Consider the following 22,948-nt stretch of genomic DNA (forward strand, 5'->3'; position numbering starts at 1 on the left):
CTTTAAGATTGCATTGTTAATATACTACTCATCTTCTAGTAATATAGGTTTCATTTTTTTGGGCAAAATTCAAAATAATGAAACCTATTAAACTACCTCAATTTAGGAAAACAGCTCAGGTGACCTTAGCTATTGCATTGCTGAATGCGGCACATGTCGATAGCGTATGGGCAAACTTTGCGAATGAAACTACCAAGCTCGAAATTGCCGATCAAGCTATTATTAAAGGGATTGTTAAGGATCAGGACGGCAAACCTATTGACGGCGGCACGATCATCAATGAAACCAGCAAACAGAGTACGCGTACAGAGTTTAATGGTAAATTCAATCTGAAAGGTCAGGTTGGCGACCAAATCCGTGTTTCTTCTTTAGGATATAAAACAGCTACAATAACTGCTACAGATGGGGATCTTGTGGTGGTTTTGGAAAAGGATGATTCAAAGTTGGATGAGGTTGTTGTCACGGCAATTGGTATCAAGCAACAAAAGAAGCAAATTGGTTACGCTACTCAAGAAGTTAAATTAGACGTACTTAAAGAGTCTAAAACAATGAATATTGGTACAGCGCTAACGGGACAAGTATCTGGTCTGATCGTTAATAATCCAACGGGGATTTTTCAGGCACCATCTTTTCAATTGCGTGGTAAGACCCCACTTATTGTCGTAGATGGCATTCCTGTAGAATCTGATTTTTACGACATGTCCAGTCAAAACATAGAGAATATCAATGTACTAAAAGGAACAGCCGCTTCATCTTTATATGGATCACGCGGTAAAAATGGCGCGATCTTAATTACAACCAAAAGTGCAAAAAGCGATAGGCTGGAGTTTTCGGTTGGAACCAGTAATATGTTTTCTGCTGGATTTACAGTTTTTCCTGAATCGCAGAAGGAGTTCGGAAGTGGATCCAACGGTAAATATGAGTTTTGGGATGGTGCTGATGGGGGGATTTCAGATGGAGATATGACATGGGGACCCAAATTGAACTCCGGAATAAAGGTTGCTCAATGGAACAGTCCGATTCGTGATAAGCAAACTGGTGAAGTGATTCCTTGGTGGGGTGATGTGAGTGGAACCAAGTATAATGATAAGTCACGTTACGAAAGAGTGCCGATTGATTGGGTCGCACATAACAATTTAGAGGATTTCCTTGGAACTGGACTGATTACCGAGAATAATGCGACATTATCGTATCGTTCGGAAAAGGTAAGCATATTTGGAACAGGAAAATATGCCTATCAAAAAGGTCAGGTGCCCAATACAAAGCTTTCTACAGGTGGATTAAATTTGAATACCTCTTACCGTTTTACTCCTGAGGTACAATTAGATCTTAACTTATCCTATAACAAAGTGAAATCTCCAAATTATCCAAGGTATGGATATGGACCTAAAAATCATATGTATACGATTCTGTTGTGGATGGGAAATGATGTAAATGGACAGGAATTAAAGGATCACCTCTATATTCCGGGACAGGAAGGCTATCGTCAAGCAAACTATAACTATGCTTGGTACAACAACCCTTATTTTGCAGCTAATGAGCTGAACCAAGTATACGATCAGGATATTTTGGCCGGGCAGACTGCTTTAACTTGGCGTATTTCACCTGAATTTACCATCAAAGGTCGTGCTGCAGCAAGACAAAAAAATCTATTCCAGGACATGCAGAGTCCTAAGTCTTACATGAATTATGGCGATTCACGGAATGGGGATTATAAAAACTGGGATAGCAAGCAGCTCAATTTTGATGCGGACGTCTTAGCAACCTATATTAAGCAGTTGTCTGATAATTTCGGTGTAACCGTTAATGCGGGATCTTCCACTTTCAAAAGAGATTATCGTGAGCTTTATCAAACTACTGATGGTTTAGTTGTACCATTTGTCTACAACTTAGGCAATACCCAAGGTCCAGTTAAGGCAACAAATACAACAACTGAGAAAATAATCCGAAGTGCTTATGCGTCGGTAAACTTAAATGTGTTTAAGTCGACCTATCTGAATTTTTCAGGAAGAAATGACTGGTCATCCACATTATCAAAGGCAAATCAGTCATTCTTTTATCCATCGGTTTCACTAAGTAGTGTTATCTCCGATTATTTTAAACTGCCAGCGCAAATTGACTTTGTTAAATTGTACAGTTCCTGGGCATCAGTATCTTCTGATCTGGATCCTTATAGCATTGCTGCGACTTATAAAAAAGATGTTACCTATGGTTCGACGCCATCAGTAACCTATCCTGTAGGTATTATTAATCCTGATATCCTTCCGCAGCAGTCCATTTCCTTAGAAATTGGTGCTTCTATGGCTTTCTTTAAAAATAGGCTTTCGGCTGATGTAACGTACTATAATGTTGTTGATAAAAATCAGATCATCGATTTGAGTATTTCCCAAGCATCCGCTTTTACTTCGCGTAAAGTAAATGGAAATAAATACCGTACAAAAGGATTGGAGATTTCTTTGACAGGGAATATAATTAAAAATGAACAATTTTCGTGGACGTCTACTGTTAACTGGTCTCGTGCAATTCAGCGTTTGGAAGAAATTTACAATAACCAAGCGAAATACGGTAATCTTAAAAAAGGCGATCGTGCAGACAGCTATTATGGTACTGTCTGGGAAAAATCGGCTGATGGTAAGGTTATCTTGAATCCGAATACGGGTATGCCGACCAAAAATCCATTTCCACAGTATTTAGGTTACTTTCAACCGGACTGGCAATTTGGTTTTGCAAACCAGTTCAAATTTAAGGGATTTCAGGTAAATCTTGATTTCGACGGATCTATTGGCGGCGTGATGAATTCGACAACCATAGAAAAAATGTGGTGGGGTGGAAAGCATCCTTCTTCGGTCTTATATCGTCAGGAACAATATGATGCAGGGAAACCAGTTTTTGTGCCAGATGGGGTGATCGTAACAGGAGGTGAGCTTACCCGCGACGTGAACGGTAATATTACTTCAGATACCCGAACGTATACAAATAATACAAAAGCTGTTGATTGGCAGGCTTGGAGTCAAAATTATCCTTATCAGGCCAGAGTTACAGAGTCTGAAAGTAAACTGTTTGCCAATGTATTTGATCGATCATTTGTAAAACTACGTAGACTATCGGTAGGTTATGATGTCAATAAGGTGTTTAAATTAAAACAGCTTACGGCCTTAAATGCATCACTATTTGGCTATAATTTGGCTATGTGGAAGAAAGTACCTTATATCGATCCTGATTTTGGTGTTGGAAACGATGGAAACTTACAAGACCCTTCCACGCGATATATTGGTTTTTCTCTAGATTTTAAGTTTTAATAACGTAGTACGATGAAATTATTTAATAAACATATATTTCTTGGATTCTTTTCTCTTTCAATCATGACTTCTTGTCAGAAATTGACGGAAGTAAATGTTAATCCAAATGAAGCGACAACAACCCACCCGCAAGCTTTATTGACGAAGGTAGAATGGGATGCTTTTCGGACCTGGCACGGTACCTCACCACTATATGCCTTGAAAATGATTGTGCAAACAGATGGTGAAAATGCGAATCAAATTTATAATTGGCAAAGGGGAAGCTTTGAGCAATATGGTAATCTTCGCAATATTACCAAGATGACCGAAGAAGCTGAACGTATTGGCGCTGACAGTTATTTGGCATTAGCAAAATTTTTCCGTGCGTATTATTTTTATAATCTTACCTTAACGTTTGGTGATGTCCCTTATTCAGAAGCAGCAAAGGGTGAAAATTCAGCAATTTTTGCGCCGAAATACGATACACAGAAAGACGTTTTGGTGGGTGTATTGAAGGAGCTCGAGGAAGCAAGTATTATTCTGAAGAAGAACAATAACACCATAAATGGGGATATTATTTATGGTGGAAATAGTGGCAATTGGAACAAGTTAGTCAATTCATTTCGCCTAAAAGTACTATTGACGCTTTCGAAGAAAACGACTGATCTTCCATTTAATGCAGCAACAGAATTTTCAAAAATATTTACCAATGAGTCTAGAATCACTGATGTTGGTGGTGGTGAAGATGGGCAACTCATCTTTTTGAATCAAGAGGGTAATCGCTATCCTGAATTTAACTCTAGCGGTTATGGATCGGGAATGTATATGGATTCCACTTTTATCCAACGATTGCAGGACCTGAAAGATCCGCGGTTATTTGCCGTCGCTACACAAACAAGACTGGGTAAAGAAGCGGGTAAAGCGATTAATGACTTTACGGCTTATGAAGGCGGAGATCCGATTGTTCCTTATGCGCAGGTGAATGCAAAAGCTGTATTAGGTAAATTATCGAAAGTCCACGAACGATTTTATCAAGATCCCACAGCTGAGCCATTGGTCTTATTGGGCTGTTCGGAGATGCAGTTTATTTTGGCTGAAGCCATTTTGAAAGGTTGGATAACGGGCGATCTCAATGCAACGTATACCAAAGGAGTACAGGCATCGTTCAAATTTTATGAAAAGTATGCGAAAAATATAGGAACTTATACAAATGAAGCACAAGCGGCCAAATATCTTGAACAAAATTCGGTAAGTCTTGACGGGGCTAGCTCCAATGAGCAAAAGCTCGAACGCATCTTGATGCAGAAATACCTGCGCTCATTTCATCAGGGGGGATACTCGGCTTATTTTGATCATTTGCGCACGGGGTATCCGAGTTTCCGTAAATCGGCGAATGTGAAAACAGCCTATCGCTGGATGTATCCTCAAGATGAGTACAATAATAATACGGCGAATGTATCTGATGCGATCAAATCACAATTTGGCGGAAATGACAATATTAATTTAGAGACTTGGTGGTTAAAATAATGGATTCAAGGAGGGTATTTTTAAAAAAAGCAGCCATGCTGGCAGGGAGTACAGTCGCTATAAACTGGCTGCCTGAATCAATACAAAAAGCCTTGGCGATTGAAGCTCCAAAAGGATCAACTTTTTTGGATGCCGAACATGTTGTCTTTTTGATGCAGGAAAATAGATCGTTTGACCATTGTTTTGGAACTTTGAAGGGCGTACGTGGCTTTAACGATCCCCGCGCGATGAAATTGCCGAATGGTCTACCTGTATGGATACAAGGAAATAAGGAAGGTGCATATTTTGCACCTTTCCATTTAGATATCGTCAATAGTAAATCGACTTGGATGGGGTCGCTTCCGCATGGCTGGCGTGATATGGTTGCGGCTCGTCATGACGGGAAAATGGATAATTGGTTGGAAGCAAAGAGCTCTGGTAATTCAGAATATAAGGCCATGCCTTTAACAATGGGTTATTATAACCGTGCAGATATTCCTTTTTATTATGCTTTTGCAGATGCATTTACGGTTTGCGACCAGCATTTTTGTTCTTCACTGACGGGAACGAGCGCTAATCGATCGTATTTTTGGACTGGTACAGTGCGCGAAGAACCCCGTAATCCCGAATCTGTTGCGCATGTAGACAATGGTCAGATCAACTACAAGGATGTCAAATGGAAAACCTATCCTGAACGACTGCAAAAAGCAGGGGTCTCGTGGAAAGTTTATCAAAATGAACTAAGTTTACCAGTAGGCTTTAAAGGAGAAGAGGAAGATTGGTTGGCCAATTTTACCGATAACAACCTGGAGTTTCACCAACAGTATGGTGTAAGATATCATTTGGCACATTATCAGTGGATGAAAGAACGGGTAAAAGAGCTGCATAAATTTTTGGAAACAAATCCAAAAGAAGAATTGCTGCACAAAGCCAAAGCGGAATTGGAAGATTTGAAAAGAGATGTCATTCATTATACCCCTGAGAATTTTGAAAAGCTATCCCAGTTCGAAAAAGATATCCATCGCAATGCATTTGTGACTAATCTAGCTGATCCCAACTTTCACAAACTTGATAAATTAAGTTATAAAGAAGGTGGAAAGCGGCAGGAAGTTGAGGTGCCAGCCGGAGATGTTTTTTATCAGTTTAGAAAAGATGTTGAAGATTGCCAATTACCTACAGTGTCGTGGTTAGTGGCACCTTGTCGTTTTTCGGATCATCCGGGCTCACCTTGGTATGGGGCATGGTACGTATCCGAAGTCCTCGATATATTGACCAAAGACCCTGAGGTTTGGAAAAAGACAATTTTCATCTTAACTTATGACGAAAATGATGGATATTTTGACCATATCGCTCCTTTTGTTCCGCCATTGAGCACGAACAAAGATCAGGGTGCCGTGTCAGAAATCGACACTTCGGATGAATATGTTACGCTAGAACAGGAGCGAAAAAGGAAAAATAGTAATAATGTAAGTTTTGAAAGTCCTATTGGTTTGGGCTATCGCGTACCAATGGTGATAGCTTCACCCTGGTCTAAGGGTGGTTGGGTCAATTCCGAAGTTTTTGACCACACCTCCTGTCTTCAATTTTTAGAACATTTTTTGGAGAAGAAAACGGGTAAGGTGATACGGGAAGAAAACATCAGTCAATGGCGAAGAATGGTCTGTGGCGACTTAACAACTTCTTTTCGTCCTGTAGATAACATTTCCAAAACAAGGCTTAATCCGGTAGACAGAGACGGGTATGTTGAACGTATATTCTCCGCCAGGAATAAAAAACTCCCAACAGATTTTGTGAAAATCGACAGCCAAAAACTGGAGGAAATCAAATCGACAGGTCAGTATCATGCAGCTATGCAGATGCAAGAGCAGGGATGGAAGGATGCTTGTGCTTTACCTTATGAATTGCAGCTAAAAGTACAGTATACACCAACGATGCTTTCCATCAGCTCAACCTTGGAAAGAAGGCTCAATACAGCTAAAGCGGGAGCGGGCATGCCTTATTATGTTATTTCCTATGTGGCGTATGATGGCCATGCGGCGGGTAAAGTTTGGAATTTTACGGTACGGGAAGGGGATCAATTAGCGTATGAATGGGAACTCGATAAAATTGTAGGAGAGTACATATCATTTGCATTGCATGGCCCTAATGGTTTCTATCGTGCGATTGAAGGCGCAAAGTCACATATTCCAGCTATTGATGTGTATACGAAAGTAGTTGCTGGAAAGCCTATTCTTTGTGTACAATCAGAGTCGCCAAATTGGGATTTACATCTTAAAGACTGTTCCTATGATCTTTTCCATGCGAAGGCAATGCGCAAGGATGATCCTGCTTTGGTTGAAATCGATTGCAGCAAGAGTGAAGGTTGGTATGATATCGAAATAACGTGTTCAGAAGATCATGCGGTCAAATTCTGCTATGCTGGACATATAGAGACTGGTAAATCAAGTAAGACGGATCCGTTGATGGGTAAAGTAAAATTATAGCTGAACCAATTAAATACTAGGACGAAAGCGCTGTTTCACGATCGATGAACACAGCGCTTTCGCTTTTGCAAAATAGAGCAAGGATCTTTTTGTGTGGATTCGGGCAAAAATGGGATTTGTGTCTCTTGTGTCAAAACGTTATTTTTATGGTTTGGATCGTAGTTCATTACAGAGAGCTACACATCATGACGAATATGGAGGAGCAAAAAATTATTTTGGTTGAAGATGAACAGGATGTTGCTGATTTGATCGTACAAGGCTTAGGCGAGGATGGCTATAGGGTCATTCATCTGGGGCGCTCGGAAGGTCTGGAACAGCTTTTGGCGAAGCAAGATGTCTCTCTTGTGCTATTGGACATTCTTTTGCCGGGAACCAATGGCCTGGATATTTGTAAGCAGATCAGACAGTGGGGGTATACCGATTTACCTGTTATGATGCTGACTGCACTTGGTACTCCAGAAAATGTGGTGCTCGGACTCGATAATGGTGCCGATGACTATCTTTCCAAGCCCTTTAAGCTAATTGAATTGAAGGCTCGGATACGTTCATTGATCCGCAGGCAACAGTCTATCGTACAGGCAACACAACGTGAGTTACAGCCCTCGAAAGACACATTTAGTTATGGTTTTCTGAGTATCGATGATTATAAAAAAATAGCCTACTGTGAGGGGCAGGAACTCAATCTGACAAGTACAGAGTATCGTTTACTCTTGTTGTTTATTCAGAGCCCCAAAAAGGTATTTGAGAGAACGGAGCTTTTGGACAAAATATGGGGGATAAATTTCGATATTGGATCAAATGTCGTCGATGTTTATGTGAATTATTTGAGAAAAAAGATTGAAAAAATAACGAGCAAAAAAGCGATCCATACGGTTATTGGTATGGGATATGTTCTAAAAATAGAAGACTGAATATTTCAAAATGCACAATTATAATCGAAAGCTTATTTATCTCATTGCAATTCTGGTCATTTATGTGAGTTGTTTTGTTGGCTTTATTTTTTATTCCGTTACGAATTTTGCTTTTACAGATTTTTATAAACGGCTGGATCTGCGGCGAAATATTGCTGCTGAAAAATTTCTGAATAGTAAATCCGCATCCCAAGCTGATCAGTGGAGCCTTGATTTTATAGAAAATCTCAATAATCAGCATGAATTTTTAGTGGAATTTGATAGCAATGGTGCTATTTTAAGAAGCCAGGGATTTCATCAAGAACTTTGGGATAAAATCAATAAAAAGGGAAGCTCAAATTTCAAGTCGGGTAATCAATTCTATTCAACTAAATATTTTTCGCAAAATGGTCGAAAGTATATTGTAGGCGCTTCCGCTGAAAATTACTTTTATACACACCATTTGGCCTACCTTCGTAATCTGCTTATTATAAGTCTGATTTTGGGAATTCTCTTTATATTCGTTGTTTCGGTTTTTATGAAACGTTCGTTCTTAAAGCCAATACTAACCATGATGAAAGAGGTGCAAGAGATTGGTTCGGAAAATCTTTATAAACGATTAGATGAGGATAAGTACAAAGGTGAGCTTCATGGCCTTGCACTCACATTTAATCGGATGTTGACGCGCTTGGAAACTTCTTTCGAAACACAAAAGAACTTTATCAGCAATGCGTCACATGAGCTAAATACACCCTTGACATCCATCATAGGACAGGCAGATCTTGCTTTATCCAAAGAGCGAACAACAGCGGAGTACCAACGCACATTATTTAAGATCATTGAGTCGGCAGAGCATTTGGAAAAGAAAACAAAAGCACTTTTACTGTTGGCGCGTACAGGTTTTGTTAATAATGCGACTGCATTTAGCCCCGTTCGTATTGATCAGATCGTGATGGACGCCGAGCTGACTGTTAAGGCCATCAATGATAAATTTAAGATTATAACAGATTTCAGTCTGTTACCAGATGATAGTATGCGACTTAAGGTGAATGGAAATGCAATTTTGCTACAGCTTGCGCTATCCAATATTATCAGTAATGCCTGTAAATATTCATCCGATAGGACTGCTTATATTGCTTTGGGGGCATTGGACAATAAAGTCTTTATTCTAATAAAAGACAAAGGTATCGGAATACCCTCCCGCGAATTGGATCATATCTACGATCCTTATTTTAGAGCGTCCAATACGAGTGGCATTGACGGTTATGGTATAGGACTTCCTTTGGCCAGAAATATTATTAAGTTGCATGGTGGGACATTGAAGGTCAATTCTGTTGTGAGTGAAGGCACCACTGTAGAAATTGAACTACCCACTTACCTTCGATTCTAATGTAGTTTTAATTTTGATCGTATTTCTAATCTCATTTTAATACTGCTGCTCGCTTTCTAATGGAAAGCTAATTTTAGATTCATTCCGTTGCCATATGTGCGTTTTAACTTTGCTAAAAAAAAGCATGGCTAAAACAACGCGTATATTAATACCTAGTGATTTTACAGTTGATTCACTCCATTTTGTGCGTCAAAGTATTGAAGAGTCAATGGCTGATTCTATCGATATTATCCTTGTGTATGGCAATAAAAGCAGCACTTCTGCGAGTGAATTACTCGGAATTGGATTGGAAGATCAACTGGAGACACTTCAATCTGAATCTTTTTTAAAAGCCTGTAGCGGAATCTATCAGCGCTATAAAAACCGTAAGCTCAGTATTTTTGCAGATATTTTGGGTACCGATAACAGTCATTATTTGCAGCATTACCTCAAAGGACAGTCTGTGAATGAGGTCATAATACCACGCGATTATACCTATAAAAAGAAAACACGCAATTTTTTTAATGTCGCTAATGCACTCCGTAAAGTCGAGAGTCAAATTCGTGCTACGATTTCATTTAAGGAGCAATCAACTATTAGAAACAGAGAGATCGGACTAATTGAATGATCGATCGGAGTTTTTACTGTTGTTTTTAGCTGAAATTCATCATTTATAACTTATCTTCTATCTATTTTTATGGGGCATATACAAGGCGGACCATCACCTTTACAACGGTTGGCTAGCTTATTACATACTGAACGAAAAACGATCAATTATATATTTATTTATGCCATCGTCATCGGTATTTTTAGTTTGACTATTCCAATAGGGATAACAGCTATCTTTAATTTTTTAAGCAATGGAGCGATGTATAGCTCTACCTATATCTTAATTGCTTTTGTGTTATTTGGCGTGATTGTGGGCGGGGTACTATTGATTGGACAATTGACCTTAGTAGAGTATTTAGAGCAGAAAATCTTTCTAAAATCGGCGGTTGAATTTTCTTATCGCCTGCCGAGAATTAAACCTGAAGAGTTACTTGGAAAAAATCTTGTGGAGTTGGTCAACCGATTTTTTGATGTTATCATTATCCAAAAGGGAATTATCAAACTTTTGATCGATATTATCGCTGCAGTGGTGACAATTTTCTTTAGTGTGGTCTTATTATCATTTTATCATCCTGCATTTCTAGCCTTTGGCCTTATTGTCATTTTTTCTGTTATTACGATACTTGTTTTATACTATAAAAGAGGGTTGAAAACAAGTATTGAAGAGTCTGAATACAAATATGAGACGGTAGCCTATTTGGAAGCTGTTGCCGGACAAATTGACCATTATCGTGCTGATGAGACGAAAATGAACGAAGTGACAAAAACAACAGATTATATTGTCAGTAAGTATTTAGGGGCGAGGAACGATCATTTTAAGGTTTTAAAGCGTTTTTTTATTGGTTCTGTCCTACTTCGCACCCTGTTGTTTGGAGCGATGCTCTTGCTTGGATCTTATTTTGTTGTTGAGCGGCAAATGACTTTTGGTCAATTTGTTGCTGCTGAAGTTGTCATCGTTCAAATTGGTTATGCCATTGAAAAACTGATGACAAATTTGAATACTATTTTTGATATGCTTACTGGAGTTGTCAAATTGGCGGCTGTAACGGATCTTGCGTTGGAGGAGGACGCTGCGGTTTATGTTGATTAATAAGGATCGTTCGAGTCAGAAAACGCTCTCATGGAGAGATCTTTCCCATGATGCGGTTGATAAGTTATTGAAAGAGCGGGGATCCCTAGTCTTGGGGCGAATTCTTGTGTTTTCTGGGATTGTTTTTGTACTAGCACTTTTTCTCCCATGGAGGCAGACAATTCCTGGAGTAGGAACGGTTACTGCTTTACGTCCACAAGATAGACCACAGACTATCCAAAATCAGATTGGTGGCCGCATTGAATATTGGGCCGTTACTGAGGGGCAGGAAGTGAAGAAAGGTGATACGATTTTAGTGCTTTCGGAGACTTCTCAATCTTATTTTGATCCCATGTTACCATTGCGGTTAGAAGAGCAATTGAATGCCAAACAAAGCGGAGAAGATGCTGCTAATCAAAAAATGAAAGCCACTGAAGCGCAGATTCAGGCTTTACAAAATGGTTTGGATTTTCAGCTTAAGTCAGCTAAAAATAAGGTTATTCAAGCTCAAAATCTGGTAAAAATAGATAGCGCAGAATTGGTCGCTGTCATGAGCTTTTTTGAGACCAGTGAAAAGCGGCTTAAACGGTACGAAGAGGGCTATCGTGACGGCTTATTTTCGTTAACAGATATCGAAACAAGGCGCTTAAATCTGCAAAATGATCGAGCTAAAGTTGTAAGTGCAGATAACAAGTTGTCGAATTCAAGACAATCATTAACGAACGCCAGTATCGAATTGAACAACATCCGTGCAAAGTATAATGAATCATTGGCGAAAGCGCAGTCCGATTTAAGTTCCGCCTTTTCCTCCAAAGCCTCAGTTCAAGGGGATATCGCCAAATTGAGAAATGAGATATCCAATATTGATGTACGACGAGGGTTATATGTCGTGAGGGCTCCGCAAGATGGTTTTATTGTAAAAACCTTTAAGGCAGGAATTGGTGAAAATATGAAGGAGGGTGAGTCCGTTGCGACATTACAGCCTAAAAAACCACTGCTTGCCGTAGAACTTTATGTAAACGCGATGGATGTCCCACTGATTGAGCCGGAAAGTGATGTAAGGCTACAATTTGATGGCTGGCCATCGATCCAATTTTCCGGATGGCCGTCTGTCGCGGTGGGTACCTTTGCCGGCAAAGTCTCGGTCATTGACAAGGTGAGCAGTACGAATGGTCGATTTAGGATTTTGATACGTGCAACAGATCCTGTTCCGGAAGGAGATGAGCCTTGGCCTGTTCAGTTAAATCAGGGCTCAGGTGCATATGGCAGAGTTATTTTAAATAAAGTTCCTTTATGGTATGAGATATGGCGACAGTTGAATGGTTTTCCACCGAGTTTGGAAAGAGAACCAAAAGAAAGTGAGAAAAAGTAATTGTTATATGAATAAATTGAATTTTATTTTTATCCTGTTTTGCATTTTTTTCTCTCCTCATCTTTCGGCTCAGGAAAAGGAGTATGGAGCAAGGAATACTTTTACCGTGGATGACATGGAAGAGCTTTTAATGGCCAATCATCCCATCGTTAAACAAGTGAATCTGCTGAGTGAAACTGCAAAAGCCCAGGTAACACAGGCTTTAGGGAAGTTTGATCCGACGCTAAATTCCAGTTTTAAAAATAAGCATTTTGGCAAGACGGATTATTACAATCAATGGAATAGTGAGTTGAAAATTCCACTTTGGTTAGCTGGCGCAGATCTGAAAATTGCTTATGATCGAAATGTTGGTGATTATACAAACCCGCAATCCCGAACAAATAATGCAGGGCTTTCCGCAATCGGTTTAAGTATTCCATTGGGGCAAGGTTTAATTGTCGATAGCAGAAGAAATACGTTGCAGCAGGCAAAGGCTATGATCAGCTACCTGGAAGGCGAAAAGATAAAACAAATAAATGCCATTTGGTTTCAGGCACTTTCAGATTACTGGAATTGGTATTTTGCCTATCAACAGTATCAGCTTTTATTGGAGGGTGTAAAATTGGCTGATCAACGGTTTAAAGCAATCAGTGAACAGACGACGCTGGGAGATAAACCTGTAATTGATTCCATCGAAGCTTCGGTCGTTGTAAAAGAACGGCGGATAGAACTTTCAAAGTATGAAGTTGAACTTAAAAACGCGAAAATTGTATTGTCCAATCATCTGTGGAATGATCAACAATTTCCAGTAGAACTTCCCGATCATGCCATACCGCATAAGCTCGAAGATCCTGTTATTTTGCCAGATAATAGTGTGATCGAGGCGCTACTTGATTCGGCAAAAATTGCTCATCCCGAAATGATAAAGTTGGCGAGTAAAAATCAACAACTTCTATTTGAAGAACGTTATCGAAAAGAAATGCTTAAACCTAAATTTAATGTGTCGGGCACGCTTATTTCTAGCCGTCACGGTTTTAATGACTTTGTACCACCGCAGTATGATTTTAATTGGCAGAATTATAAGGTAGGTTTTGAATTTGCATTTCCACTTTTTATTCGCGCCGAACGAGGGAAGCTCAAAGAGGTCCGTATTAAGCAAGATCAGCTACGATTTGAACAGGTTGCGACCGAGAGAAATATTTACAATGAAGTCGTTAAAAAATATAATGATTTAAATGCTTACAGTAAACAGATTGAACTTCAATCGATCAATATAAGTAATCAGGAACTGCTTCTTCGGGGGGAATTAAATAAGTTTGAACTGGGTGAATCAACCTTGTTTGTAGTTAATAGTAGGGAAAACAAGCTGATCGAAATGCGGATCAAGCAAGAGAAGCTTGTTACGGACTACAGAAAGGCACTAGCGGAATTATATTACAAAGCCGGAACTAAATTTTAATCCCATTTTAATCTGTATCTTTTTTTTAATCTCATTTTAATATCGGTCTTAAAATTCTAATAGAAAGTTAATTCCAGATTCATTCGGTTGCCATGATGACCTATTAATTTTGTATAAAAATAATTGGATATGGCAAAGGCAATGCGTGTATTGATTCCAAGTGATTTTACGATTGATTCACTTTTTTTTGTGATTCATAGTATAGAGCAATCGAAAGCCGAAGAACTTGATATCATTCTTGTCTATGGTAATAAGAGCAGTACATCGATCAGCGAACTATTGGGAATCACATTGGATGACCAACTCAGTAATCTTCAATCGGAGGACTTTTTGAAGGCCTGCCAGATGATCTGTCATCGTTATGAAAATCGTAAGCTAAATATCTATACAGATATCATCGGCTCTGACAATCTCAATTATTTACAACATTATTTGCGCGGAGCTCGGATTGATGAAGTCAAAGTTCCCACAGATTATGAATTTGAAAAAAGAACACGGCATTTTTTCGACGTCGGACAGGCTTTGCTTCACTTGAGTAAAAGTAAACAGAAGAATGTCTCGATTGTCGCAAGACCTGGGACAAACAAAACAGGAGGAAATGTCTTGGCGGATTTATTTTTTAACAAGAAATGGGATGTTAACTATTAAGAGAAAAATATTGGCAAGGTTCAACTTCGTCTTGTTGTCCTTTTTGCTTTTAGGAGCTAGTTCAATGGTTATGTTTTATGAAAACCCCGAGCGGCTTTTAGAAGGAGAGTGGGAAGAGCAAGGTTGGTACTTTGAGAAAGTGGAGAAGTCTCCAACGTTCAAAAAACAGGCGGTTATCCATGAGGGAATAAAAGATGCTGCAATCGCTCACCTTCCACCCTTGCAGGATGGATTATGGCATTTTGAAAAAATGGGTGACAAAAATTTTATTGCCCATCATGAGGACAAACAATACAATTGGTTTTTGAAGGGACGAGGCCATATCCTTGAGCTTCGGAAAAATGATGAGCTTATAGAGAGCTTTGTCATACAAAAATTGAATAAAAACCAATTGATACTGCATCTTAACTTGGATATGCAGACGAAAGGAATCGCACGAATTGTGCTGAAAAAAGGAGGAAAGGAAAAATATGCTGAGAAAATATAGCAATCATAGAACGATTCAAGATAATATCAAATTAGGGGGAATAACTGCATTCTCTGCGGGAATGGTCAATGTTGCATCTGTCATTGTCTTTTTCTCGTTTACATCCAATGTAACAGGTTATTATGCGGTTTTTGCGCAAGAGATTGCGAAAGGAAATTGGTATCAAGGTGCAGTAGTGCTATTTTGGATTTTACTTTTTCTAGTGGGGAGTATGCTTTCGAATCTTATCATCATTCATGGTAAAGGACGTTTTAGCTCCTATCTGACACATTCCATTCCCTTGGCATTGGAAATACTGAGTATATTGTTTGTCGGGATATATCTTGATGTATTTTATGAAGATTCTTTGAAAGAAACAGAGATACTTGTCGGTGCATTGCTATTTGCAATGGGATTACAAAATGGTTTAACAGCGAGCATATCGAATTCTGTTGTGAAAACGACACACTTGACAGGGCTAACGACAGATTTAGCAATATTGATTTCGATGTTCACTAAGGAGTCGAACCGAAGCAATAAGGCATTGGTCGACAAATTCCATTTACTGCTGAGTATCGTGGGAGCCTATGTCATGGGGGGGCTTGTGAGCGGTATTTCATTCACCTATTTATCGAATAAGACATTTTACGTGGTTTGTTTTGTTCTTTTAATCATTGGTTTGTACGACCACTACAAATTGTATCTGTTGAAAAAGCAATTTGTGAATCGTCATCGTCAGCCAGTGGCAGCTTAGTTGACCGAGAAAGTTCTTGGTTAACTAAGCAAAAGGGCAAAGAGTTTAATCGCATTTCAAAAAATGCGATTTTTTTTGGACAAAAAATGCTTATCTTCAACCTCGGTTATCACGCTCTACCAAAGCGCATGAAAGACTACTTAATCAATTTAAAACCGTATCATGATCAAATTCTTTTCCATCCGGCCTTTTTGGGCACTCTCTCTAATTTCTCTGTCAGTATTACCCCTCTGTGTAAAACAGGTGTGTGCGCAAGAATTGCACAGCCAAAGATCAGTACATGATCAAAATAAAAGCCAACAGAATCTTTTACGGGCGATCCAATTGATTGATCGGTCAATGGAAGTTTATTTTTCTGGTGAAGACTTCAAAATGCATCGTTTTTATAATCCATTTACGCAGGTTCGATCCGAAGAAAAAGCGAGTGTATGGATGTACTCTGCTTCCATAGAAGCTGTAAATGCTGTGTTGAGCGGCTTGAAAAAGCAACAAAAGGCAGGTAATAGCGAGCTTTACGGAAAGTATTACTCCCGCTATGTGGATTTATTGGCTAAGCTTCATGCAAATGCAGCTTATTATTTAGGGACATTTACGCTAACATCTTTTACACAACATAAAGAATGGACGGTGTATGCTGTCGATCGCGTCCGAGAAAAAGGAAAAGCAAATGTAACGGGAGTACTGAATGTCTATGATGATCAGATGTGGCTAGTACGGGAATTATTGGAAGCTTATCATTTGACTGGGCAAGAACGCTATTTGCAAGAAGCTGAATACCTTACTGCCTATGTTCTTGATGGTTGGGATTGTACTTTGGATGAGAAAGGGAAAGAGCATGGTGGAATCCCATGGGGCCCAGGATATGTAACTAAGCATGCCTGTAGTAATGCACCGATTATTAGTCCGCTTGTTGCATTGTATGAAATCTATAAAAAGAAAGGAGATCAAATCGTTGCGCATTCCATTGATCCGAAAGATAAACTAACTCGTATTTCAGAAAAAGAGAAGAAGAGCGATTTTTATCTCCGTTATGCTAAAAGGATTTATGACTGGCAAAAGGCATATCTTCTTAATGAAAAGGGTGTTTATGCGGATATGATGGGTGATTGTTTTCCAGATTGTTCGATAGCTTATGAAACGGTCAACGGTGTACAATACCGAAAAAATACCGAGCTCAGAAAAGCGGTCGGCACTGCATTTTCCTATAACAGTGGAACGATGATTTCTGGAGCCGCCGACTTATATCGTGTTACGAAAGCAAAAAGCTATTTAGAAGATGGCAAGAAACTGGCCGATGCGACTTTTACTTATTTTGGAAAGTTAGGGCAGCAGATTCCTGAGCACTATACCTATGCGACAGATGGTTTTAATAATTGGTTTAACGGCGTGTTGTTAAGAGGATATACCGCTATATTTCCCAATTATAGCAAGGCTGGACTGTATGCAAAATCTTTTCAGGATAATTTGGATTATGGCTATACCCACTTCTTGAAAGATGGATTTCTGCCGAATGACTTGCTTGGAGGCTGGGCAAATGATAAAAGTAAGAATGATTTGGAAGGAATGTTTATGTTCACTTATGCAGCACAGTATGCAACACTTGCCCAAGTTGAATCAACAAAATAGGTGCACGCTTGGACGGACACCTATTTTTATTCAGATATGATTATTTGCTCGGTTAAGATTTAGATAAAGCAGTTTGAGCGTCCTGAAATTCGGTAGGACTTTGGCCAAACTGCTTTTGAAAATTACGTGAGAAATGAGTAGCGGAACTGTAGCCCAATAAATTAGAAATTTCGTAAACTTTATATTGTTTTTGAATAAGCAGTTCTGCTGCTTTTCTGAGCCGAGTTAAATTAATCAGTTCATTGGGTGATAGGCTGGATACCACATTGATTTTGCGATAGAGTGTAGGTCTGCTCATGCAGAGAATATCGGCCATTCTATCGACATTAAACTGGGGATCATCGAGATGTTGCATAATGATTTCTTCAATCTTCAGCAAGAACTCTTGTTCACTTTGATTTTGCCCGATCTGTTGGATTTGTGACATCGGATTTTTAATAAAAAACTCCTTGACCTTAACTCTATTCTTTAATAAACTGGCTATTTGTGCTCTTAAAAAAGCGGGCGAAAAAGGTTTTTCAATGTAAGCGTCGGCACCAAATTCTAAACCCTGAATTTTTGATTCAATACTATTTTTTGCTGTCAAAAGTATAACTGGAATATGTGCATAAGCGATATCCTCCTTAATTTTTTGACAGAGCTCAAAACCATCCATTTCTGGCATCATTACATCACTTACGATCAGATCGAAATATTCAGAGGCTAATAAATCTAGGGCTTCCCTTCCATTAGAACTCGTCGTTATCTGATAATCCTCATTGAGATCATCCGCAATAAATTCAAGCAGTTCAGTATGATCATCTACTAATAATAAATTGGATTTGGCATTCATAATTATGGGTTTGTATTGTGATTCAAAGGTAACGTCAAGCTAAATACGTTCAATTGGAGGTCGTTTGTACTATATAACAAGGTACCTTGGTGTTTTAAGGTTAGGGATCTTGTCAATGCCAAGCCTAGACCACTTCCGGGAACATTCTTATTTTGCTTTAAACGATTGAATGGTTCAAAAATTCTTTCCCTTTCTTCTGAAGGAATTAAAGCTCCGTCGTTTTTCACGGTCAATATAAAGATATTTTTCTGTTTATCCATATTCAAATTCACTTCAATATAGGATGAGGAATATTTAAGGGCATTATTCAATAAGTTGTAACAAATCTTGTCGAATGCGTCGATATCGACTTGACCTATAATATCCGGCATAATGTGCGACACAATCTGCTTTCCCTGTGCCTGGAGTGTGACCGTAAAATTGTTGATGATTTCCTGAACCGTTTGGCTTATGTTTTCTGACTCAAAGTGTAATTTGAATCCTTCCGTTTCAACCTGTCTAAAATCCAGTAATTGGTTACTAAGCGCAATCAACTTCTCCGTATTGTTCTGCATGGTCAATAATAGCTTGTCTGTTACAGGATTGTGATCTACCTTATCCATAAGCTTCTCTAATGGGGCCTTGATCAATGTCAATGGTGTGCGTATTTCATGGGCAACATCGGTGTAAAAATTGATTTTTGAGCGGTAGAGTTCTTGCTCACGTAGATTTTGTACGGTTAGAAGGTGTTGTCGATTGCGTTGTTTGATCTTTTCATTGAAATGATGAATAACAAATACAATGAGCCCCACAAGGATTAGTGCGTAGCAAACAAAAGCCGGTATACTTGCCCATATAGGAGGAAGAATCGTGATTTTAAGACTAGCAAAGGTGGGTATTGTATTACCATTTGGATCCTCCGCTTTTACGGTAAAAACATAGTTCCCAGGCGCAAGTTTGGTGAAGTAAGCACGTTGATTGCTTGTAATGTCTATCCAATTGTCGTCAAGACCATCCATTTTATAACTATAGTGAATAGAGTGGGGGGCTTGGTAGTGTAATGCCGCAAAATCAAGACTGAAGGATGATTCGTCGTGTTTTAGTTTGATATTTTTTGTGAATAAGATTGATTTGGATAAAATACTTGCATCGGTATATTGATTGATCGCTCTATTGTTGATGTAAAAATTAGTGATATAAATCGGTATTTGATTCTTATAGTTAATTTGGTTTAGTTTTTCCGGGTTGAAACGTATAAGACCATTGATGGTACCGAAATAGAAGTTCCCATTGTCGTCATCAAAAGATGAATTGTAATTGAACTGAATCGTCGGTAGGCCTGACTCCAAGTTGAAGATCCGTTTTCTGCCATTGGGCAGATGATAGCGTACCAGCCCTTTAGAGGTACTTACCCAGAGATTCTGTTGTTTGTCTTCTAAAAATGCGAGCGTTACGTTACTGGGCATTCCTTCTTCCAAGCCAATGTTTTCAAAACTGTCCTGATTTGATTTCTTCTTAGCCATTCCACCTTCAGTGGCGATCCAAATTTGATTTTTTGAATCCTCAAATAGACTATTGACCCTATTGTTAGGCAAAGAATTGGGGTCATTCTGATGATGTGTATAATGTTTGAAATAACGTGTGGTCGGATTATAGCAAAATAGCCCATCGCGCCATGTACCTACCCAGATATTTCCCTCTTTATCTTCCAAAATAGTCGTGTAAAACATGTATTCGGGGACATTATCAATGAGGTGAAAAGACTTTTTTTCAAAGTTAAACCGGTATAAGCCACGAGTTGATGCAGCTATAATGTCTCCTTTTCGAGTTTTATAGAGATAAAATAGAAAATTGCTTTGTAGATCAGAAGGGGTTGCATTGTTATTGCGATCGATATGATAAATGACTTTTTGAAGCTTTGGCGAAAATATGTCCAGGCCATTGACGAAGGTGCCGATCAGTAGTTTATCACCAATAGGAAGAACGCCATGGATATTATTGTTTGCCAGATTCCCCTGCTTATCGGAAAAGTTTTGGATATTACCCGACTTAGGGTCCAGTTTAGATAGTCCTCCATTTTCGGTGCCTATCCATATATTCTGATCGATATCTTTTTTGATAATGCGTACAACAGAGCCTTTTAGGCTCCCGTGGCGATCTTGTGGGAGGAATTTTTCGATGATACTATTGTTCTTATGATAATAGTTGATCCCACCAAAATAGGTTCCCAGCCAAATACCCTCATCCTTATCCTGTAGGATGTTATAAATGGCATTGTCAGATATACCCCAAGGGTTTTCTTGTTCTTTCTGAATGTTGATGTAACGTCGGCTAGCAATTTGATAAATGAAGAGGCCAGACTCCGTTGCAAACCAATATTCATGATCATTTGGCTGTATAATATCTCTGACATAGAGAAATTGATGCAGTTGATCTGGTCCAAGGATAGACTTAAGGGATTTATCTTGAAAGCGATAGCAATAAACACCAGTTTTTGAAGTACCAATCAATAAGTCTCCGTCGCGGTTTTCCATTATTTTCTCAATACTAAACCAATCCTTAGCACCATATTTTGCTTGAAAGTCAAGCATGAGTACGGGTTTTCCGGAAGGACCTATTTGGAAGATTTTGCCTTCAGGAGTTCCAAAAAATACAGCTCCATTTTTTGTGCAGCTGATGGACGTAATATAGAGATCTGATTTTGTAAATTGTTGAATTGCATGACTAACTAAATCATGGCAATAGAGCATTCCATTTGATATAAACCAGATCCTTTTGCGTTGATCGGTAATAATAACAGGGACGTCCGCATTTTCAAATTGTTTACTCAGCAGTCTAAATTGTTCATCGACGGGGTTGTAACAATAGATTCCCTGATCTGTACCAATCCAAATTCTCTTTCGAAAATCTTCTTTTAATGAAATGATATTATTGCCCCCCAGACTATTTTTTCCGGATTTTGATGCATCAAAATGTTTGAAATTATTACCATCAAAACGATTTAACCCATCTTTTGTACCGAACCAAAGAAAGCCCTGACTATCTTGCATACTACAAATGACAGCATTGTTAGACAATCCTTCATTGATTTGATAATGATTGAAATAATAGGGCTGTGCATGGAGCAACGAGGGGAGCAACAGAAAAAATAGAAGACGTAAAGGCTTTAGGTTGATCATGATCATTTGGTTATTGATACAAAATAGTGCTAAAATGAAACAATTTAATCTTAAAATTTCTGAAAAATTTGAGACTTTAGCTTATATATTGTAAGCGTTAAAATTATAAAAAATCTAGAAAAGGACGTATGTTCTATCTAAACAAAGATTATAAACCATTTAAAATATTACGAATGAGAGGAAAATTGACCTTGCTTGGTCTTTCTGCAATGCTGGCATTTTGTGTGTCTTGTCAGCAATCGACTGGTTCCAAAACTTCAAAAGCAGATTCTTTATCGGCCTACATGGATACCGCACAGTTCAGCGGAACTATTGATCAAAAACAGGCTTATCTATATGAACTGAGCAATAAAAATGGCGTACAAGCTTATTTTACCAATTTTGGTGCACGTTTAGTGGGATTATGGGTACCTGACAATAAGGGGGAGTTATGCGATGTTGTTTTGGGTTTTTCTAAAGCGGCTGATTATAATAATCCCAAAGAACCATTTTTTGGTACTATTGTAGGGCCTTTTGGTAATCGGATTGCTAAGGGAAAATTTAAGTTGGATGATAAAACCTATACATTGGCGGTAAATAACGGTCCTAATACACTGCATGGAGGTTTTAAAGGTGTGCATTTTGCCAATTGGACATTAAAATCGTCAGATAAATCGTCTCTTACTTTTGCTTACACCTTACCTGATGGACACGAGGGGTTTCCAGGAAACATCCAAATGGAAGTGACTTATACGCTTAACGATAATAATGAATTGATGATTGCCTATCGTGCTACTTCCGATAAAAAGACGGTGATCAATTTGACCAACCATGCTTACTTTAATTTAAATGGTGAGGGAAGCGGTACAATTCTGGATCATCAGCTTCAATTGTTTGCGAATGAATACACACCAGTGGATAGTACACTAATACCAACAGGGCAATTAGCACCGGTAAAGGGAACAGCTTTTGATTTTACAACCTTGAAACCAATAGGAAAAGATATTAATGCCAATGATCAGCAACTGAGCTTTGGAAAGGGCTATGATCACAACTTTGTCTTAAGCAAGGAGAAAGATGGCGATTGGTACAAAGCAGCCCATGTGATTGGAGATAAATCGGGTATTGTTATGGATATTCTGACTGCAGAACCTGGAATACAATTTTATAGCGGTAATTTTATGAATGAACAAGTGCAATTGAAGAACGGGAAAAAAGACTCCTTTCGTACCGCCTTTTGCCTCGAACCGCAGCATTTTCCGGATGCCCCAAACCAACCTAATTTTCCAACAACCGTCCTAAACCCCGGGCAAGTTTATCAAACGAAATCCCTGTATCGTTTTTCGGTGAAATAATACATATTTAATAATGATTGGTTTGAAAGTACACCACTGAAAAGAGGTGTACTTTCTCTTTTTAATAGACTTTAAAACGTTTTAGGTCTATTTTATTTATTTGATACAAATAGGCA

Annotated in this window: 16 protein-coding genes; 14 read left to right on the plus strand and 2 right to left on the minus strand. The window is 38.8% G+C overall.

What is annotated here, in order from left to right; translation table 11 throughout:
• Positions 1-77: 77 nt before the first annotated feature.
• The 13 genes from B4N43_RS11610 to B4N43_RS11670 all read left to right on the plus strand — a co-directional run bounded on the left by B4N43_RS11610 (position 78) and on the right by B4N43_RS11670 (position 17,508).
• Positions 78-3,299 carry a SusC/RagA family TonB-linked outer membrane protein gene (locus B4N43_RS11610; RefSeq protein ID WP_286734789.1) on the plus strand — a complete coding sequence of 1,074 codons (3,222 nt, stop codon included), beginning with the start codon at positions 78-80 and terminating at the stop codon, positions 3,297-3,299.
• A gap of 12 nt (positions 3,300-3,311) precedes the next feature.
• Entirely contained in the window at positions 3,312-4,805 is a 1,494-nt protein-coding gene (locus B4N43_RS11615; protein ID WP_286734790.1) for a SusD/RagB family nutrient-binding outer membrane lipoprotein, read from the plus strand.
• A complete protein-coding gene (locus tag B4N43_RS11620; RefSeq protein WP_286734793.1) occupies positions 4,805-7,267 on the plus strand; it encodes a phosphocholine-specific phospholipase C in 2,463 nt (820 codons plus the stop codon). The genes B4N43_RS11615 and B4N43_RS11620 overlap by 1 nt, the downstream gene beginning before the upstream one ends.
• Positions 7,268-7,413: 146 nt before the next feature.
• The gene (locus tag B4N43_RS11625; RefSeq protein ID WP_227550161.1) at positions 7,414-8,178 is read left to right on the plus strand and encodes a response regulator transcription factor; all 765 of its coding nucleotides are present in this window, start codon (positions 7,414-7,416) and stop codon (positions 8,176-8,178) included.
• A 10-nt stretch (positions 8,179-8,188) separates the two neighbouring features.
• Positions 8,189-9,547: a HAMP domain-containing sensor histidine kinase gene (locus tag B4N43_RS11630; RefSeq protein WP_075993474.1), complete on the plus strand. Its 1,359-nt coding sequence runs from the start codon at positions 8,189-8,191 to the stop codon at positions 9,545-9,547.
• Between the two features lie 124 nt (positions 9,548-9,671).
• The gene (locus B4N43_RS11635; RefSeq protein WP_088162276.1) at positions 9,672-10,154 is read left to right on the plus strand and encodes a hypothetical protein; all 483 of its coding nucleotides are present in this window, start codon (positions 9,672-9,674) and stop codon (positions 10,152-10,154) included.
• Positions 10,155-10,223: 69 nt separating this feature from the next.
• Positions 10,224-11,225, plus strand: a complete 1,002-nt coding sequence (locus B4N43_RS11640) for an ABC transporter transmembrane domain-containing protein (protein WP_286734799.1) — start codon at positions 10,224-10,226, stop codon at positions 11,223-11,225.
• The gene (locus B4N43_RS11645) at positions 11,215-12,576 is read left to right on the plus strand and encodes an HlyD family secretion protein (protein WP_286734800.1); all 1,362 of its coding nucleotides are present in this window, start codon (positions 11,215-11,217) and stop codon (positions 12,574-12,576) included. The genes B4N43_RS11640 and B4N43_RS11645 overlap by 11 nt, the downstream gene beginning before the upstream one ends.
• Positions 12,577-12,583: 7 nt before the next feature.
• The gene (locus B4N43_RS11650; protein WP_286734802.1) at positions 12,584-14,014 is read left to right on the plus strand and encodes a TolC family protein; all 1,431 of its coding nucleotides are present in this window, start codon (positions 12,584-12,586) and stop codon (positions 14,012-14,014) included.
• Between the two features lie 129 nt (positions 14,015-14,143).
• The gene (locus B4N43_RS11655; protein WP_075993469.1) at positions 14,144-14,662 is read left to right on the plus strand and encodes a hypothetical protein; all 519 of its coding nucleotides are present in this window, start codon (positions 14,144-14,146) and stop codon (positions 14,660-14,662) included.
• Positions 14,649-15,149 carry a hypothetical protein gene (locus B4N43_RS11660; protein ID WP_075993468.1) on the plus strand — a complete coding sequence of 167 codons (501 nt, stop codon included), beginning with the start codon at positions 14,649-14,651 and terminating at the stop codon, positions 15,147-15,149. Before B4N43_RS11655 ends, B4N43_RS11660 begins: the two co-directional genes overlap by 14 nt.
• Positions 15,133-15,882 carry a YoaK family protein gene (locus B4N43_RS11665; RefSeq protein ID WP_075993467.1) on the plus strand — a complete coding sequence of 250 codons (750 nt, stop codon included), beginning with the start codon at positions 15,133-15,135 and terminating at the stop codon, positions 15,880-15,882. Before B4N43_RS11660 ends, B4N43_RS11665 begins: the two co-directional genes overlap by 17 nt.
• Before the next feature lie 162 nt (positions 15,883-16,044).
• On the plus strand, positions 16,045-17,508 hold the full coding sequence (locus B4N43_RS11670) for a glycoside hydrolase family 76 protein (RefSeq protein WP_286734807.1): 1,464 nt from the start codon (positions 16,045-16,047) through the stop codon (positions 17,506-17,508).
• A gap of 52 nt (positions 17,509-17,560) precedes the next feature.
• Here the strand turns inward: B4N43_RS11670 and B4N43_RS11675 are convergent, their stop codons facing one another.
• On the minus strand, positions 17,561-18,340 hold the full coding sequence (locus B4N43_RS11675) for a response regulator transcription factor (protein ID WP_075993465.1): 780 nt from the start codon (positions 18,338-18,340) through the stop codon (positions 17,561-17,563).
• A 2-nt stretch (positions 18,341-18,342) separates the two neighbouring features.
• Positions 18,343-21,498 (minus strand): sensor histidine kinase, encoded by a 3,156-nt coding sequence (locus B4N43_RS11680; protein WP_286734810.1) that lies wholly within the window; start codon positions 21,496-21,498, stop codon positions 18,343-18,345.
• A gap of 173 nt (positions 21,499-21,671) precedes the next feature.
• On the opposite strand from B4N43_RS11680, the gene B4N43_RS11685 reads away from it, so the two are divergent.
• A complete protein-coding gene (locus B4N43_RS11685; protein ID WP_286734813.1) occupies positions 21,672-22,832 on the plus strand; it encodes an aldose epimerase family protein in 1,161 nt (386 codons plus the stop codon).
• The last annotated feature ends 116 nt before the right edge of the window (positions 22,833-22,948 follow it).

Source organism: Sphingobacterium sp. UBA1897 (assembly GCF_002337775.1).
GTDB classification, from domain to species: Bacteria; Bacteroidota; Bacteroidia; order Sphingobacteriales; family Sphingobacteriaceae; genus Sphingobacterium; species Sphingobacterium siyangense.